Source organism: Streptomyces sp. NBC_00442 (genome assembly GCF_036014195.1).
In the GTDB taxonomy this organism is placed as follows: domain Bacteria; phylum Actinomycetota; class Actinomycetes; order Streptomycetales; family Streptomycetaceae; genus Streptomyces.
Genome location: NZ_CP107918.1, coordinates 6,737,381 through 6,751,670 on the forward strand (window position 1 = coordinate 6,737,381; position 14,290 = coordinate 6,751,670).

Below are 14,290 nucleotides of genomic sequence, written 5' to 3' on the forward strand. Positions count from 1 at the left end.
GCGCCGCGTCACCACCCATCAGGGCGCGAGCACCTGTCCGGCCGCCGTGTCCGCCGCGGTCCTCATCGGGGCCGGCTCTGTTCGACGTGCCGGGGCCGCTCCGGAACGTTCTTGGACGCCGTCTCGGCGAGGCGGGCCGTGACCACCAGGGTGCCCTCCTCGATCTGGTAGTCCAGGGGAAGGCCGAGCCCCCGCATGGCCGCGACCATGCCGGTGTTCGACGACTGGGTGATGGCGTAGACGCTGTCGCAGTTCGCCTCGGCGGCGAGGCCGAGGAGGCGGCGCAGCAGCTGGGAGCCGATGCCGCGGCGCTGCCAGGAGTCCTCCACCAGCAGGGCGACCTCGGTCTCGTCGCCGTCCCACAGCAGGTGGCCGAGGGCGACGAGCCGCCCGGAGGCGGTCTGCACGGCGAGGGTGCGGCCGTAACGCGGACTGAGCAGATGGCCGAGATAGCGGTCGGCGTCGCCGACGGGGCCGTGGTAGCGCAGGCCGAGCGTGTGCGGCGAGCAGCGCTCGTGCATCGCCTTGGCGGCCTCCAGGTCGCGCGGGTCGGCGCGCCGCACGGTGATCTCGTTGCCCTCGGGCAGGGTCAGCACGTCCTCGCCGCGCGGGACGCGCGGGCCGAGCCGGGCGTCCAGCTCGACCAGGGCCCGCGCTCGGGCGAACTCGGTCGGTGTGAACGGAAGGTGGGGCCGGTCGATGGTGATCGCGCCGCCGCCCGGGTCGCGCAGTCGCATCGTGGTCGATTCCAGTACGCCCTCGACCGGGGCGATCTCGCCGTTGGGGCGGCCGGTGAGGGAGACCGCGGGCAGCGAGTGGATGGTGCAGCGGCCCAGCAACTGGCGCAGGGCGAGCGGGAGTTCCGCGGCGTCGAGCGCGGTGCGGGTGGCGAGGCCGAGGACCCGGGTCGGGGCGTCGACGAGGTCGTGGGCGTCGGCCCGCTCGGTCCAGGTGTCGGCGCCGCCGGCCGCGGAGACGGCTTCGGACAGCTCGGTGGCCGACAGATGGGCGGGGGCGCGCAGCAGGAACTCGTCGACCGTGCCGTCGGCCAGCGGGTGCGTCTGGAGGGTGAGGATGTCCACGTGGTGTCCGGCGAGCACACCGCACAGGGCGGCGAGGCTGCCGGGCGCGTCCCGTACCGTCGTCCGCATCCGCCACAGGGCCGTCTCGCGGTGTGCGCCCTCGGCCGCTGCCTCGCCGGTCGCCGTGGCTCCGGCCGGGAGGCCGCCGGTCGTAGTGGCGCCGGTATCCGGGGGCGGGGGCGCATGACTGTGACGCCGTGCCCACCAGGTGTGGAACGCGGCCGTGGCGATGAGCGCACCCGCCGACGCGACCAGGAGGAACGTCCCGTCGGGGCCGTGCGCGACCAGGTTCGCGAGCCCGTCGGCCACGGCCACGGCCGTGAACAGCGCGGCGAGTTCGACGAACTCCCGCCGCCAGGCGTGACGGCGGGGGTGCCCGGCGGAGGCCGAGGGGTGCTTCGAGGCGTGCTTCGACGAGCGCGCCGAGGCGTGGAGCGGGGCGTGGGCCGGGGCGTGGATCGGGTCCTGCGTATCAGTCATGGGACCACTGTGGCCGAGCGGTGTTGCGTGATCGCGAACGCTTTGTGACTGACTGGTTAAGTGTGCTTCTGATGCTCTTTTGGCTGTTTTCCGCCGGGCATGGCCTGGAGTGTTCGCCTCCGGTGACAGGCCCGTTCGCGGCTCACCCGAGTCGGGCCGCCGTCCGCACGGCCCCGCCGACCGGCCGGCTCCCGTCCAGGATGACACGCGTGACCAGGGCGGGGTCGTCGTTCATCGGCACATGGCCGCAGCCGGGCAGCCGTACGAGGCGGGCGCCGGGGATGGCGTGCTTGGCGCGGACGCCCTGGCGGCGCAGGAGCAGCCGGTCCTTGCTGCCCCACGCGACGGTTACGGGAAGGCCCGGCACGTCATCGGTCACCAGGACGCTCTGCCCGGCGGCCAGGGTCTGCGCGAAGCCGGGCGCCTCGCACAGCGCGAGCGTCTCCGCGACGACGGCCTGCGGTGAACGCCTTCCGGGCCGGGCGTAGATGGTGCTGGTCAATGCCGTGCGCCCGGCTGCCGTGCGGGAGAGCCGTTCGATGACGGGAAGGGGCAGGGCCATCGCGACCTGCCGCATGGTCCGCAACACGGCGAACGCGTACTGCCGCTCCGGCGGCGTCCAGAAGCCGGCGGGCGAGAGCGCCGTCACGGACCGTACGAGCCCGGCGCGCCCCAGCTCCAGGGCGAGCAGACCGCCCAGCGAGTTCCCCGCGACGTGCGGGCGGTCGATCCCGAGGGCCTCGCACAGCGCGCCGAGCACGGGGACCACGCCGGCGAGGTCGTAGGAGACGCCGTCCGGCAGGCCGGGCGATGCGCCGAAGCCCGGCAGATCGACGGCGATCACATCGCGGTCGGCCGCCAGCAGGTCGAAGACCGGATCCCACGCCTGGAGGTGGTGGCCGATGCCGTGCAGCAGCAGGAGGGGTTCCCCGGAGCCCTCGCGCCGATAGATGACGGAGGTGGAGCGGCTCCCCCGGGGGGTGTCGATGGTGAACGAGACCTCTGCGGTCATGGTGCTGCTCCCTGTCCTGGGATCCGCGCTGAGACGACTTGTCAGCAACAACTACCGCCCAGTAGCCGGGAGTTCAATAGACATACCGGACGTGGCGCGGGCGGGCCGTCGGGCCGGGTCGTCCGCCTGGGGTTCGGCGGGATTCCGCTCCTCGGTGTCCCGCGTGGTCCTCACGGGGGCGCGAACGTCTCGTGAACGCTCTGTGGCACCCCTCGTGTGCGCTCCGTAACGGAACGAGGATTGGTCTTGACCAAGGGGGTGGGCCGCCCTATGGTCGCAGAGTTAGTGCAGGAACCTTTAATAAACAAGGGCACGGAAAGCCGCCGCGGACACGGCGATTGCGGAGGATCAGGGTGGGGACCACGCAGCTGGAATCGGTGCCGGAGCCGAAGTACTGGCACCTCAAGACGGTACTCAGCGAGGCGCTCGACTCGGACTTCGCGGTGGGTGAGATCCTGCCCAACGAGCGCGACCTCGCGGCCCGGTTCGGCGTCGCACGCGCCACGCTCCGCCAGGCGCTCGAACAGCTCGAACTCGAAGGCCGCCTCCAGCGCCGCCGCGGCGTCGGCACCACCGTCGCCCCGCCGCGCACGGCCGTTCCGGTCGCCACGGCCCAGCACGACTGGCCCGGCGCACCCGGCGACGACTGGCAGACCGCGGACGCGACGGCCGCCGTGCCGCCGGCCGCGGTCTCCGCCCTCTTCGACGCGGCAGCCGGCGAGGAGACGCACGTCGTCCGCCGGATCCGGGTGACCCATGGCCAGGCCGTCGCCGCCGAACTCCTCTACGTGCCGGCCGGGTCGGTGCCCGAACTCTCAGCCATCGACGTTCCGTCGGGCCCGGCCCGCGGCCGGGCCGTCCTGCGTGAACTGCGCCGCCTCGCCCTCGAAGGGCAGGACCGCGCGGTGGAGCTGGGTTCGGCCCGCGCCGACGACGCCAAGGAACTCGACCGGCTGCCCGGCGCCCCCGTCCTCGTCGTGACGACCCGGTACTACGCCGGGGGCCGCACCGTGGCCGTCTCGGTCGCCACCTATCGCGCGGACACCTGCCGTCTCACCTTCAGCGACTCGGGCGACCTGGAGATCAGCCACACCGCACAGCAGCGCCAGGCCTCCTGACCCTCCGGGCCGCTGCCGCACCCACGGACGCCACGGCCCGCACCACAGGAAGGGTGCGGGCCGTGGCGCCTCGGCGTCGTCTCAGCGGCGCGCGGTCACCGTGCCCTCGACAGCGAACAGCTCTTCCTCCACGTGGTCGAGGGCCAGACGCAGCGCGCCCGTCGCCACCGCCGCCTCCCCGAGCATGGACAGCACCACCCGCGGCGGCCGCAGACAGTAGCGCGCCAACTCCTCGCGCAACGGCTCCAGTACGCCGTCGATGCCGGCCGCCCACCCGCCCACGACGACCAGCTCGGGATCGAGGGCGAGCACCAGCGCCGCCACGTCGTGCACCAGCCGCTGAAGGAACCGTTCCACCGCGGCCTGCGCCCGCGCGTCACCCTGCCGGGCCAGCGTGAACACATCCGCGACGGCCTGCTCGTCCAGCGGGTGCAGAGGCTCGTCCGTGGTCGAGAGCAGCTTCTCGGGGGTGACGTCACGGCCCAGCAGATGGAGCGCACCGATCTCGCCCGCCGCGCCGCCGAAGCCCCGGTGCAGCCGGCCGCCGATGAGCGAACCCGCCCCCGGACTCAGACCGGCCATGACGAAGACCATGTCGTCGGAATCGGTCGCCGCGCCCTTCCAGTGCTCGGCGACGGCAGCCGCGTTGGCGTCGTTCTCCACCAGCACCGGGCAGCGGAACGAGCGCCGCAACCGCTCGCCGAGGGCCAGCCCCGTCCACTCGGGCAGCGCCGTGCCCAGCCGCACCGTGCCGTCCGCCTCGACGATCCCCGGGCTGCCGACGCCGACCGCACGCAGCGAGCTGCGCGCCACACCGGCCCGGCGCAGCACATCGGCGACGGTCACCCGGACCCGTTCGAGACGCTCGTCGGCCGAGGCCGCCTCGGGCACTTCGCGCGAACCCGCGCCGAAGATCCGCCCGTCGAGACCGGAGAGCAGAGCCGCCACCCGGTGCGGGCCGATCTCGATCCCGAGCAGATGCCCCGCCTCGGCCCGGAACCGGAAGCGCCGCGCGGGCCGGCCCTGACGCCGGGCCTCGCCCTCCTCGGGCGCCGATTCGACGACGAGCCCGGCCTCCATGAGGCCGTCGACCACGCCCTCGACCGTCGGCCGGGACAGACCGGTGATCCGGGTCAGATCGGTCAATGTGGGAGATTCCGCGCCCCTCAGGGCGTGCAGCACCACCGCGGAATTGATCCTCCGCAGCAGAGAGGGATCCCCGCCGGTCAGCCGCCCCAACGTGTGTCCTCCCAGCTCGTGCGCGTGTCTGCCGGATCGTACTCGCTGGTCAGGTGTACGGCGAGCGGCGGCCCGTAACGGAGGCGCATCAGCTCGGGGCCACGAAACCGGACTCGTACGCCGCGATGACGGCCTGGGTGCGGTCCCGGGCGCCCAACTTCGCCAATACGGCGCTGACATGCGTCTTCACGGTCTCCGTGCCCACGACGAGTTCCGCCGCGATCTCCGCGTTGGACAGCCCCCGCGCCATCAGTCGCAGCACTGCCGCCTCCCGGTCGGTGAGCGCCGCCGCGGCGAGCGCGGTCCGCGCCGCGCTGTTGCCGTACTCGGCGGCGAGCGCGCGCACCGCGGACGGGAACAGCAGGGAGTCGCCCTCGGCCACCAGCCGCACCGCGTTCACGATCTCGGCCGGCCGGGCCCGCTTCAGAAGGAACCCGTCGGCCCCGGCCCGCAGCGCCTCGTAGACGTACTCGTCGTTCTCGAAGGTCGTGACGACCAGGATCTTCGGTGGATCCTGGACGGTGCGCAGCACGGCGCGGGTCGCCTCTATGCCGTCCATGAGCGGCATCCGCACATCCATCGCCACCACGTCCGGCCTCGTCTGCCGGATCAGCGGAATCACGGCCGCCCCGTCGGCCGCCTCACCCACCACCTCGATATCGGGCTGCGCCTCCAGCACGGCCCGCAGACCAGCGCGGACCAGGGGTTCGTCGTCGACCAGAAGTACGGTTACCGGCATCGGGCCAGCCTAGTGGCCCACCGCGCGGGGCCCCGGGGGCTGTGGACGACGTCAGACCGGGGTCTCCAGCGGCAGCCGCACCCGTACCCGCCACTCTCCCTCGTACGCCCCCGTCTCCGCCTCCCCGCCGAGCAGCGCGGCCCGCTCCCGCATCCCGCGCAGGCCGCTTCCGCCCTTGCCGCGAGGCGCCGCCCCCGTCAGCGGATTGGTCACATCCATCTCAAGTCGCTTTCCGAGGACGGCCATGCGGATCCGTACGGGCACGGGGCCCGAATGCCGCAGCACATTGGTCAGCGCCTCTTGGAGGATGCGGTATCCCTCCCGCGAGACCGGTCCCGGCACCAGCTCAAGAGGGCCGGAGAACTCCGCGTCGACCTCCGCGCCCGAACCACGGGCCGACTCGATGAGCCGGCCCGCTTCCAGGAGCGTCGGGCGCCGGCTGGCCGGAAGCGTCGTCTCGCGCAGCACGAGCAGCACCCGCTCCAAGTCCTCCAGCGCCGCCCGGCCCGTCTCCTCGATGGCCAGCAACGCACGGTCGGTGAACGCCGGATCCTTGGCCGCGCGGGCCGCACCGGCCTGGATCACGGCCACGGTCAGTGCATGGCCGATGGAGTCGTGGATCTCCCGGGCGATCCGATTGCGCTCGAGAAGCAGCTCGGTGCGCTCCTCCAGCGCGGTGAACCGCTCCTTGGCGGAGGGCGCGAGCAGCTTGCGGGCAACCCACGTGATGAAGTTCCCGGTCAGCACGAGACAGACCGGCATGAGGGCGACGGGAACCAGCGCCAGCGGCAGGAGCCACCACCCCGCCGACCAGGACGCCATCCACCCGAAGACGACCGGCGCGTGACCCAGCCCGCGCGCCACCATGTCCACGGCCAGCGACGGTATCCAGACGGTCCCAGCGACGGCCACCCAGGACAGCACGAGCCGGACCTCGAGCCAGAGCACGGTGCGCCAGCGATCACGCCAGGTGGCCGACGGCGCGAGCGCGATCGAAGGATCGGGTCTGCCGCGCTCGCCCGGTGTGAGCAGCAGCTGCGCCTGGACACCTTCTTCGAGCCGCACCGCCGGTATCAGCCCGAACGGCACCACCAACAGGCCAAGGACGTACACCTGCTGGGAGATGAACATCCACATGGCCGCGAACATGATCGGGATGAGCAGGTGAAGCCACCGTGTGTAGGTGACTGGACGGGCCAGCAGGCGAAGGGAGCGGCGCATTGGTCCATCGTCCCAGCGCGCCGATCTCCGCGGCTCCCCCGTGCGGGGGAGACGTTCCCCCCTGCCGGGGGAGGCCGCTGACCAGGCCCGACGGCCACGCTTGAGGCATGACAAGGATCGAAGTCGAAGCACTCCGCAAGGAATACGGCACCACCCGCGCCGTGGACCACCTCACCTTCGCGGTCGAGCCCGGCCGGGTCACCGGCTTCCTCGGCCCCAACGGCGCGGGCAAGTCCACCACCCTGCGCATCCTGCTCGGCCTCGACTGGCCGACGGCGGGCACCGCACTGATAGGCGGCCGGCGGTACGCGGAGCTGGCGGACCCGTTGCGCGAAGTGGGAGCGCTGCTCGACGCCCAGGCCGCGCACGGCTCCCGCACCGCCCGTGCCCATCTGCTCGCTCTCGCCGTCAGCAACCGCATACCGGCGCACCGGGTGGAGGAGGTCCTTGGGGAGGCCGGGCTCACGAAGGTCGCCGGCCGCCGCGTCAAGACGTTCTCGCTCGGCATGCGGCAGCGGCTCGGGATCGCTGCCGCGCTCCTCGGCGACCCCGCGGTGGTGATCCTGGACGAACCGTCCAACGGGCTCGACCCCGAAGGGATCATCTGGATAAGGGAGTTGATGCGCTCCCTCGCCCGCCGGGGCAGGACGGTGCTGGTCTCAAGCCACCTGATGAACGAGACGGCTTCGTTCGCCGATCACCTGATCGTCCTCGGCCGCGGGCGGCTGCTCGCCGACACGCCCATGCGGGACTTCATCGATTCCCGGATCCGGCCCAGGGTCCGTTTCCGCACCACCGAAGGCGGCCGGCTGCGCGAGCTCCTGCTCGGTGAAGGCTTCGAGCCGGTCCCGGGTGAGGGCGGGCTCTGGACGGTCGAGGGGGCGCGGGTCGACGCGATCGGTCCGCTCGCCGCACGGGCGGGCATCCCGATTCTCGAACTGGCCACGGAGGAAGCCACATTGGAGCAGGCATATCTCGATCTGACCGCAGGCGAGGCGCAGTTCGCCTCCGCCCCCACCGTGACCCAGGAGGCCTGAGCCATGTCGTTCCCCGCGGTGTTCCACGCCGAGTGGATCAAGGTCCGTTCCTTGCGTTCCCTGATGGGCTCCCTGTTGACGGTGCCCGTGGCGACAGTGGGCCTCTCGCTCCTGATCTGCGGCGCCCTCGGCCGTCCCGAGCCCGGCAACACCGACTTCGACCCTGTGCTGTTCTCCTACTACGGCCTGAATTTCGGCCAGTTGGCGGCCGTCATCTTCGGTGTCATAGCGGTGGGCGGTGAATACAAGGACTCCGGTGTCCGCGTCTCCCTCGCGGCCGTGCCCGACAGGACGGTGTTCTACGGGGCCAAGCTCGCCGTGGTGGGAGGATGCGTCTTCACCGTCGGCCTGGTGGCCAGTCTGATGAGTTTCCTCGGCGGCCAGGCCCTGATGGACCAGGGCTTCGGGATAGGCATCGGGGACCCGGGCGCGCTGCGCGCCGTCCTCGGCTGCGCGGTCTACCTGGCGCTGATCAGCGTCCTCGCGGCGGGGGTGGCGGCCGTGCTGCGCAGTGTCACCGGCGCGCTGAGCGTGCTCGTGCCGCTGTTCCTGATCCTGCCGTTCGTGGTGGGCGACATGTCGCATGGCGGCAGCGCGGCCGACTTCCTGCCCGATCGTGCGGGCCGGCAGATCCTGCTGCAACACCCGGCCGGCTCGCTGGGCCCATGGAGCGGAATGGCTGTCCTCGCGGCCTGGACGCTGCTCATATCGGGCGCCGGCTGGTGGGCGCTGAAGCGGCGCGACGCCTGACCGTGCGCAGCTGACCGCACGACTGCTGACGGGGCGCCAATTGTCAGTGCCGGACGGTTTACTGACGGACATGACCACCGCCCTGTATCTCCAGCACATCGATCGGCTGTGCTCCCGGGAATTCCCCGCGGAGCGCGTCCGCAGCGGCTCGGGTGTGAGCGGGCCGGGCTACCACAGTGCGTGCTTGAGCGCCGACGAAGAGGAATGGGAGGACATCACGCAACGGCTCGAACTGCGCGCCCAATGCGTCGCCGACCACGAGGCCTTGATAGCGGAGCTCACCCGCCGCTGGGAGCAACCGCAGTGGATCAGCCTCTGGAGCACGCAGGCCCGGCTGGTCGCGGGAGAGGCGATAGCGGAGCCGTGGGCGGAATTCGCGGTCGGCTTCGACTTCCTGCACCTGTGGCACGTCGACGGCCGGTGGGTCGCGGTGGGGCTCGATCTGGAGGAGGACGGCCCGGGGTGGGACCTGAGCGTCACGGTGACAAAGACAGCGCCGCCCTAGCCCGGCGCCTCGGCCGATCGGGCCGAACGAGCCGAACTAAGCGTGGGGTTCCCGCGCCGCGAGGCGCAGACGGGCGTACTCCTCGGCCATGGTCTGAGCCGTCCAATGGGCGTTGAGACCACTGGGATTGGGCAGGGCCCACACCCGGGTCGTACCGATCGTGTGCTCCTGGGGCCCGATGCGGGCCTTGCGGTCGCCGAACGCCGTGCGGTAGGCGGTCACTCCGACGACGGCCAGCCAGGTGGGCCGAAGGCGCTCCACCTTCGCCGTCAGCAGGCGCCCGCCCTCGCGGAACTCCTCGGCGTCGATCTCGTCCGCGCGTGCCGTGGCCCGAGCCACCACATTGGTGATGCCGAGACCGTGCGACAGCAGTTCGTCCTGTTCGGAGGGCTTCAACTGCCGTGGTGTGAAGCCGGACAGGTGCAGGACCGGCCAGAAGCGGTTGCCGGGGCGGGCGAAGTGGTGGCCGGTCGCACCCGACATCAGGCCGGGGTTGATGCCGCAGAACAGCACGGACAGGCCGCCCGCGATCACGTCGGGAATGACGGTGTCGCGAGCGGCCTGGAGTTCCTGAGGAGTCAGCACGGGACCGGGATCACAGGATCGAGCCCGGCGCGTAACCGGCCGCAGCGGGGTGCTGCTTGACGATCTCCTCGATGCGGGAGACCACGGCGCCCACCTGGTCGCCGGCCGCGCCGGTGAAGGACAGCTTGTCGGCCATCAACGCGTCGAGCTGCGCCCGGTCGAGCGGCATGCGGTCGTCGGCGGCGAGCTTGTCGAGGAGCTCGTTGCGCTCGGCGCCCTGCTCACGCATGGCGAGCGCGGAGGCCACCGCGTGCTCCTTGATGACCTCGTGCGCGGCCTCCCGGCCGACGCCGGAGCGGACGGCGGCCATCAGGACCTTCGTCGTGGCCAGGAACGGCAGGTAACGGTCCAGCTCACGGGCGACGACGGCGGGGAAGGCGCCGAACTCGTCGAGGACGGTGAGGAAGGTCTCCAGCAGGCCGTCGAAGGCGAAGAACGCGTCGGGCAGCGCGACCCGGCGCACCACCGAGCAGGAGACGTCGCCCTCGTTCCACTGGTCGCCCGCCAGCTCGCCGGTCATCGAGGCGTAGCCGCGCAGAATGACCATCAGGCCGTTGACGCGCTCGCAGGAGCGGGTGTTCATCTTGTGCGGCATCGCGGACGAGCCGACCTGGCCGGGCTTGAACCCCTCCGTCACCAGCTCGTGTCCGGCCATCAGCCGGATCGTCTTGGCGACCGAGGACGGCGCGGCGGCCAGCTGCACCAGCGCGGTCACCACGTCGTAGTCGAGGGAGCGCGGGTAGACCTGGCCGACGGAGGTGAAGGCGTGCGCGAAGCCGAGGTGGCCCGCGATGCGCTGCTCCAGGTCGGCGAGCTTCGAGGCGTCGCCGCCGAGCAGGTCCAGCATGTCCTGCGCGGTGCCGACCGGGCCCTTGATGCCGCGCAGCGGGTAGCGGGCGAGCAGGTCCTCCAGGCGGCCGTACGCCACGAGCAGCTCGTCGGCGGCGGTCGCGAAGCGCTTGCCCAGGGTGGTGGCCTGCGCGGCCACGTTGTGCGAGCGTCCGGCCATGACCAGCTCGGCGTACTCGCCGGACAGCTTGCCGAGGCGGGCGAGGACCGCCACCGTGCGGTCCCGCATGAGTTCCAGGGAGAGCCGGATCTGGAGCTGCTCGACGTTCTCGGTCAGGTCGCGCGAGGTCATGCCCTTGTGGACCTGCTCGTGGCCGGCCAGGGCGTTGAACTCCTCGATGCGGGCCTTCACATCGTGCCGGGTGACCTTCTCGCGCTCGGCGATGGAGGCGAGGTCGACCTGGTCGATCACGCGCTCGTAGTCGGCGAGCGCTGCCTCGGGCACCTCGATCCCCAGATCCTTCTGGGCGCGCAGCACGGCGAGCCACAGCCGGCGCTCCAGCTTGACCTTCTGCTCGGGGGACCAGAGGACGGCGAGCTCCGCGGAGGCGTAGCGGCCGGCCAGAACGTTCGGGATGCGAGGCTTCGCAGACACAGCAGTCACGTGGACAGAGCTTACCTGTCGTCCATGGCGGCCCCGAATCGTCCATGACTCAAGGAAAGCGGCAGGTCAGGAGCCCCTGCGGGGCTCGGCCTGTCGCTAGTCCGTGAGACGAGTGTGAGACAGAAGTGGTCCCACCTTCCCCTCGCAAGCGTGTTGCTAAGTAGGACCATGAGGTGTTAAATAGAGTCAACCTTCCGCAGAAACGCGGAACGGCCCAACCCGGTGTCTCACCACCGGGCAGGGCCTAGATCCGAACCCCTCTGAACCAGGGAGTCGAACCATGAGCTCTACCGTATCTGCCGCCGTCAAGCTGTCCGCCGACCGCCCCTCGGGCGCTCCGCTGGCACTGCTCCCGGCGATGCCCGCGCAGCCTTCCCGCGCCGTGCCCGTCGAGCCGCCGGCCGCGCCCCGCACGTGGACGTTCACCAACTCCGAGACGGGCAAGCCGGTCTCCGTCACGTGCATGCCGGGCTGCGAGATGAACCACTCCTCGGACATCAAGACGCCGACGCACCCGGAAGACATCTGGTGCCAGGCCCGCGCCGAGGACGTCACGCTGCCCGTGAACGTCACCACCGAGGCCGAGGAGTTCCGCATCCTCGGCATCACGATGAACGTGCGGCCGTTCGACAGGCACATGTCGCAGCGCACGCCCAACGTGTCGGTCGAACTGCTCGACGATCACTGGGTCGAAGACCTGGACCCGGACGCCTTCGAGGCGGTCATCGACACGCTGGCCGCGAGGCTCGACGTCCTGCGCGCCACCCACGCCCAGCTGCTCAAGGTCCGCGCCGAGTACCGGAAGCACGCGTGAGCGCGGCCGGCACGGTCGCCGTGCAGACGACGGATCACGGTGTGGTGCCGGTGCCGGAACCGTCCTGGTGCCTGGGCGTGCACCAGGCGACCGGCTTCCGGTCGGATGTCTGCCACCTTGGCCGGACGGTCGCCGTGAAGGTGCAGACGCGGTGCCACGGCGAGGTCGTTCTCGTCGAGGCCTGCCTGGTGCAGTACCCGTACAGCACGGGGAGCCGGGCGCCCTACGTGACCGTGGACTTCGTCGGCGACGGGCACGAGTACAGCGACGCGGGCCTGCGGGGCTTGTCGGAGCGGCTGGTGGGCTTCGCTCTGGAGACCGTGCCGCGGCTGCGTGCCGAGCTGGCGGCGGCCGGGGAGGTGCGGTGAGCGCCTCGCTGGTGCGCCGGCCGACTGAGGACGCCGCGGTTCACGCGGCGTCCCGGTCGCCCCGGGCGCTTCCCCCGGTCCCGGCGATCCTCGCCGACCTGATCACAGCTAACCGGCTCGGTGACCGTGAGGGCGTCTGCCTGCTCGCTCACCGTGCCGTCCGCGCGAGCGGCGGGGAGGTGGGCGAGTGAACACGGCGAAGCTGCTGGCGAACACGTCTCTCGCGGCGGGGGTCGTGTTCACCGCGACCGCCGAGTACAGCCTGGCCCGTCGCCTGGGTGCGATGGAGCCGGTGTCAGTCATGCTTCCGGTGGCCATCGACGCCTACGCGATCACGGCGCTGAAGCGGTTCCGGCCGTTCGACATCGCCCTGTCGCTGCTCGTCATGGGGGCGGCTCAGGTGGCGGCGCATCTGCTGGACTCGCACGTGATGCCGGTGAACGGCTGGCTCGTCGTCGTCGTGTCGCTCCTCGTGCCTACGGCGATCTGGCGTACCCATGCCCTTGCCCGTGACGAGGTGCAGGCGCCCGTTGAGGCCGAGCCGCACGCAGCCGCGGACCTGCTGCCGGTCGTCGATGTCGAGCGCGTACCCGAGCCGTACCCGGCGATCCCGGCGGCTGTACCCGCCGTACCCGAGGCCGTACCCGCCGGGGCCCGGCTGCTGCCGATCGTCGCCCGGCCGGTTGCGGCTGAACGGTCCGCAGCGCGAATGGAACCCGTAGCTGTATCCGCAGCCGAGTACGCCCGTACCCGGCCGGAGGTGCACGTCGAGTACGTACCCGACGTGGAACCGTCGGACGCGGCGGCGGAACCCGACCGGCCCGAGGACGAGTTGACGAGGCTGGCCCGGAAAGAGTTCGCCGACCTGCTCGACGAGGGGCGTATCCCCGCGATCCGGCAGCTTCGGGATACGTACTCGATCGGCCAGCCGCGGGCCCAACTGATCCAGCAACGGCTTCGCCTGTACGCGGACTGACCGGTGGTCCCCGTCGCGTTCTTCGCTCTCGCGGCCCTGTTGGCGCTGGCCGGTCTGTCCGCGGTCGCGCCCCACGACGTACCCCGTATCACCGGGACCGTCGCGTTCATACTCACGCTTGCGACGCTCGGCGTCGCCATCCTCCACTGAGGAATAGCCGTGCAATTCGTGACCATCGGCGGTGTCACCGTCGGTCTGTGCATCCTGCTCGCCACCGTCATCAAGTGGTGGCCCGGCGCCCGGCCCCTCCAGAAGGACCCCCTGCGCCACGCCGGCCGCCTGCTGCCGTTCCTCCTCGCTTGGGCCTACGGCGTTCTCACGATCCTCGGGGTTGGCGGCCTGATCGGCTGGGTCGCCCGCACCACTCTGTGGATCTCTAACTGGCTCGGTGACGTCGCTCTCGTCTGGGGCGTCGGCGGGCAGACGGGTCAGCACGGCGGGGGAGCCCGCTATCTGCCGCTCACCCAGACCGGTGGCGCGGTCGTGCTCATCATGACCGTGGCCCTGGTGACCGCGGCCAAGCGCTCCAAGTACGGCAGTGAGCTGAAGGCCGGCGCCTGGAGCGGTATCTGCCTGGGCACGTCGGCAGGGGTCGCGGGGTTCGCGGCCGTGCCGCTTGCTCAGGCCGTCAACTGGATCGGTACGACGGTGTACGGGGCGATCGGATGAGCAGCCCGGCGGCCGGTGCCTGCGTTCTGGTTGTGTTCGCCGCGGCGACGATCGGGGGCACGTTCGCGGCCTCGCCCACGGTCGGCGTCCTGCTCGTCTGGGTCTGTGCCATGGCACTGCTGTGGCGGACCGCCCGGCGCCGCGTGTCCGATTCGTCCGCCACTCCCCCACCGCTGTCGCCGGACGCATCCGGTGACGTTTACGCAGGTGACACGACACGCATCGCGAGAGTGGAGCGGAGC

The 14,290-nt window shown here is 71.5% G+C and carries 17 protein-coding genes; 10 read left to right on the top strand and 7 right to left on the bottom strand.

The window, feature by feature from the left end:
• Nucleotides 1–62: 62 nt before the first annotated feature.
• A complete protein-coding gene (locus OG432_RS30250) occupies nucleotides 63–1,562 on the bottom strand; it encodes a GNAT family N-acetyltransferase (RefSeq protein ID WP_328314118.1) in 1,500 nt (499 codons plus the stop codon).
• 142 nt (nucleotides 1,563–1,704) lie between these two features.
• Nucleotides 1,705–2,574, bottom strand: a complete 870-nt coding sequence (locus tag OG432_RS30255) for an alpha/beta fold hydrolase (RefSeq protein WP_328314119.1) — start codon at nucleotides 2,572–2,574, stop codon at nucleotides 1,705–1,707.
• Nucleotides 2,575–2,927: 353 nt separating this feature from the next.
• Here OG432_RS30255 and OG432_RS30260 point away from each other — a divergent pair, with 353 nt between their 5' ends.
• Nucleotides 2,928–3,692, top strand: coding sequence for a GntR family transcriptional regulator (locus OG432_RS30260; RefSeq protein ID WP_328314120.1), 765 nt, complete (start codon nucleotides 2,928–2,930; stop codon nucleotides 3,690–3,692).
• An 81-nt stretch (nucleotides 3,693–3,773) separates the two neighbouring features.
• Here the strand turns inward: OG432_RS30260 and OG432_RS30265 are convergent, their stop codons facing one another.
• The 3 genes from OG432_RS30265 to OG432_RS30275 form a co-directional block, all read right to left on the bottom strand.
• A complete protein-coding gene (locus OG432_RS30265; protein ID WP_328314121.1) occupies nucleotides 3,774–4,931 on the bottom strand; it encodes an ROK family transcriptional regulator in 1,158 nt (385 codons plus the stop codon).
• Nucleotides 4,932–5,019: 88 nt separating this feature from the next.
• Nucleotides 5,020–5,670 (bottom strand): response regulator transcription factor, encoded by a 651-nt coding sequence (locus OG432_RS30270; protein ID WP_328314122.1) that lies wholly within the window; start codon nucleotides 5,668–5,670, stop codon nucleotides 5,020–5,022.
• A gap of 51 nt (nucleotides 5,671–5,721) precedes the next feature.
• Nucleotides 5,722–6,891, bottom strand: a complete 1,170-nt coding sequence (locus OG432_RS30275) for a sensor histidine kinase (RefSeq protein WP_328314123.1) — start codon at nucleotides 6,889–6,891, stop codon at nucleotides 5,722–5,724.
• A gap of 107 nt (nucleotides 6,892–6,998) precedes the next feature.
• Here OG432_RS30275 and OG432_RS30280 point away from each other — a divergent pair, with 107 nt between their 5' ends.
• The 3 genes from OG432_RS30280 to OG432_RS30290 all read left to right on the top strand — a co-directional run bounded on the left by OG432_RS30280 (nucleotide 6,999) and on the right by OG432_RS30290 (nucleotide 9,183).
• Complete coding sequence (locus OG432_RS30280) at nucleotides 6,999–7,928, top strand: ABC transporter ATP-binding protein (protein ID WP_328314124.1); 930 nt, start codon at nucleotides 6,999–7,001, stop codon at nucleotides 7,926–7,928.
• Between the two features lie 3 nt (nucleotides 7,929–7,931).
• Nucleotides 7,932–8,678 carry an ABC transporter permease gene (locus OG432_RS30285; protein ID WP_328314125.1) on the top strand — a complete coding sequence of 249 codons (747 nt, stop codon included), beginning with the start codon at nucleotides 7,932–7,934 and terminating at the stop codon, nucleotides 8,676–8,678.
• Between the two features lie 184 nt (nucleotides 8,679–8,862).
• Nucleotides 8,863–9,183, top strand: a complete 321-nt coding sequence (locus tag OG432_RS30290) for a hypothetical protein (protein ID WP_328314126.1) — start codon at nucleotides 8,863–8,865, stop codon at nucleotides 9,181–9,183.
• A gap of 36 nt (nucleotides 9,184–9,219) precedes the next feature.
• Here the strand turns inward: OG432_RS30290 and mug are convergent, their stop codons facing one another.
• Together mug and purB are read right to left on the bottom strand one after the other, a co-directional pair.
• Complete coding sequence (gene mug, locus OG432_RS30295) at nucleotides 9,220–9,765, bottom strand: G/U mismatch-specific DNA glycosylase (RefSeq protein WP_328315305.1); 546 nt, start codon at nucleotides 9,763–9,765, stop codon at nucleotides 9,220–9,222.
• Between the two features lie 13 nt (nucleotides 9,766–9,778).
• Complete coding sequence (gene purB, locus OG432_RS30300; protein WP_328314127.1) at nucleotides 9,779–11,221, bottom strand: adenylosuccinate lyase; 1,443 nt, start codon at nucleotides 11,219–11,221, stop codon at nucleotides 9,779–9,781.
• A 280-nt stretch (nucleotides 11,222–11,501) separates the two neighbouring features.
• Here purB and OG432_RS30305 point away from each other — a divergent pair, with 280 nt between their 5' ends.
• Genes OG432_RS30305 through OG432_RS30330 form a run of 6 tightly spaced genes read left to right on the top strand, consistent with a single transcriptional unit; the run spans nucleotide 11,502 to nucleotide 14,048 of the window.
• Nucleotides 11,502–12,035 (top strand): DUF6907 domain-containing protein, encoded by a 534-nt coding sequence (locus OG432_RS30305; protein WP_328314128.1) that lies wholly within the window; start codon nucleotides 11,502–11,504, stop codon nucleotides 12,033–12,035.
• On the top strand, nucleotides 12,032–12,403 hold the full coding sequence (locus tag OG432_RS30310; RefSeq protein WP_328314129.1) for a DUF6907 domain-containing protein: 372 nt from the start codon (nucleotides 12,032–12,034) through the stop codon (nucleotides 12,401–12,403). Before OG432_RS30305 ends, OG432_RS30310 begins: the two co-directional genes overlap by 4 nt.
• The gene (locus OG432_RS30315) at nucleotides 12,400–12,594 is read left to right on the top strand and encodes a hypothetical protein (RefSeq protein WP_328314130.1); all 195 of its coding nucleotides are present in this window, start codon (nucleotides 12,400–12,402) and stop codon (nucleotides 12,592–12,594) included. The genes OG432_RS30310 and OG432_RS30315 overlap by 4 nt, the downstream gene beginning before the upstream one ends.
• A complete protein-coding gene (locus OG432_RS30320) occupies nucleotides 12,591–13,379 on the top strand; it encodes a hypothetical protein (protein ID WP_328314131.1) in 789 nt (262 codons plus the stop codon). Before OG432_RS30315 ends, OG432_RS30320 begins: the two co-directional genes overlap by 4 nt.
• A gap of 3 nt (nucleotides 13,380–13,382) precedes the next feature.
• Nucleotides 13,383–13,529, top strand: a complete 147-nt coding sequence (locus OG432_RS30325) for a hypothetical protein (protein ID WP_328314132.1) — start codon at nucleotides 13,383–13,385, stop codon at nucleotides 13,527–13,529.
• 9 nt (nucleotides 13,530–13,538) lie between these two features.
• Nucleotides 13,539–14,048, top strand: a complete 510-nt coding sequence (locus OG432_RS30330) for a hypothetical protein (RefSeq protein ID WP_328314133.1) — start codon at nucleotides 13,539–13,541, stop codon at nucleotides 14,046–14,048.
• Nucleotides 14,049–14,290: the final 242 nt, after the last annotated feature.

Coding starts and splice junctions, on each gene's coding strand:
- OG432_RS30250 (WP_328314118.1), bottom strand. CDS start 1,562: ATGACTGATACGCAGGACCCGATCCACGCCCCGGCCCACGCCCCGCTC.
- OG432_RS30255 (WP_328314119.1), bottom strand. CDS start 2,574: ATGACCGCAGAGGTCTCGTTCACCATCGACACCCCCCGGGGGAGCCGC.
- OG432_RS30270 (WP_328314122.1), bottom strand. CDS start 5,670: ATGCCGGTAACCGTACTTCTGGTCGACGACGAACCCCTGGTCCGCGCT.
- OG432_RS30275 (WP_328314123.1), bottom strand. CDS start 6,891: ATGCGCCGCTCCCTTCGCCTGCTGGCCCGTCCAGTCACCTACACACGG.
- OG432_RS30280 (WP_328314124.1), top strand. CDS start 6,999: ATGACAAGGATCGAAGTCGAAGCACTCCGCAAGGAATACGGCACCACC.
- OG432_RS30285 (WP_328314125.1), top strand. CDS start 7,932: ATGTCGTTCCCCGCGGTGTTCCACGCCGAGTGGATCAAGGTCCGTTCC.
- OG432_RS30305 (WP_328314128.1), top strand. CDS start 11,502: ATGAGCTCTACCGTATCTGCCGCCGTCAAGCTGTCCGCCGACCGCCCC.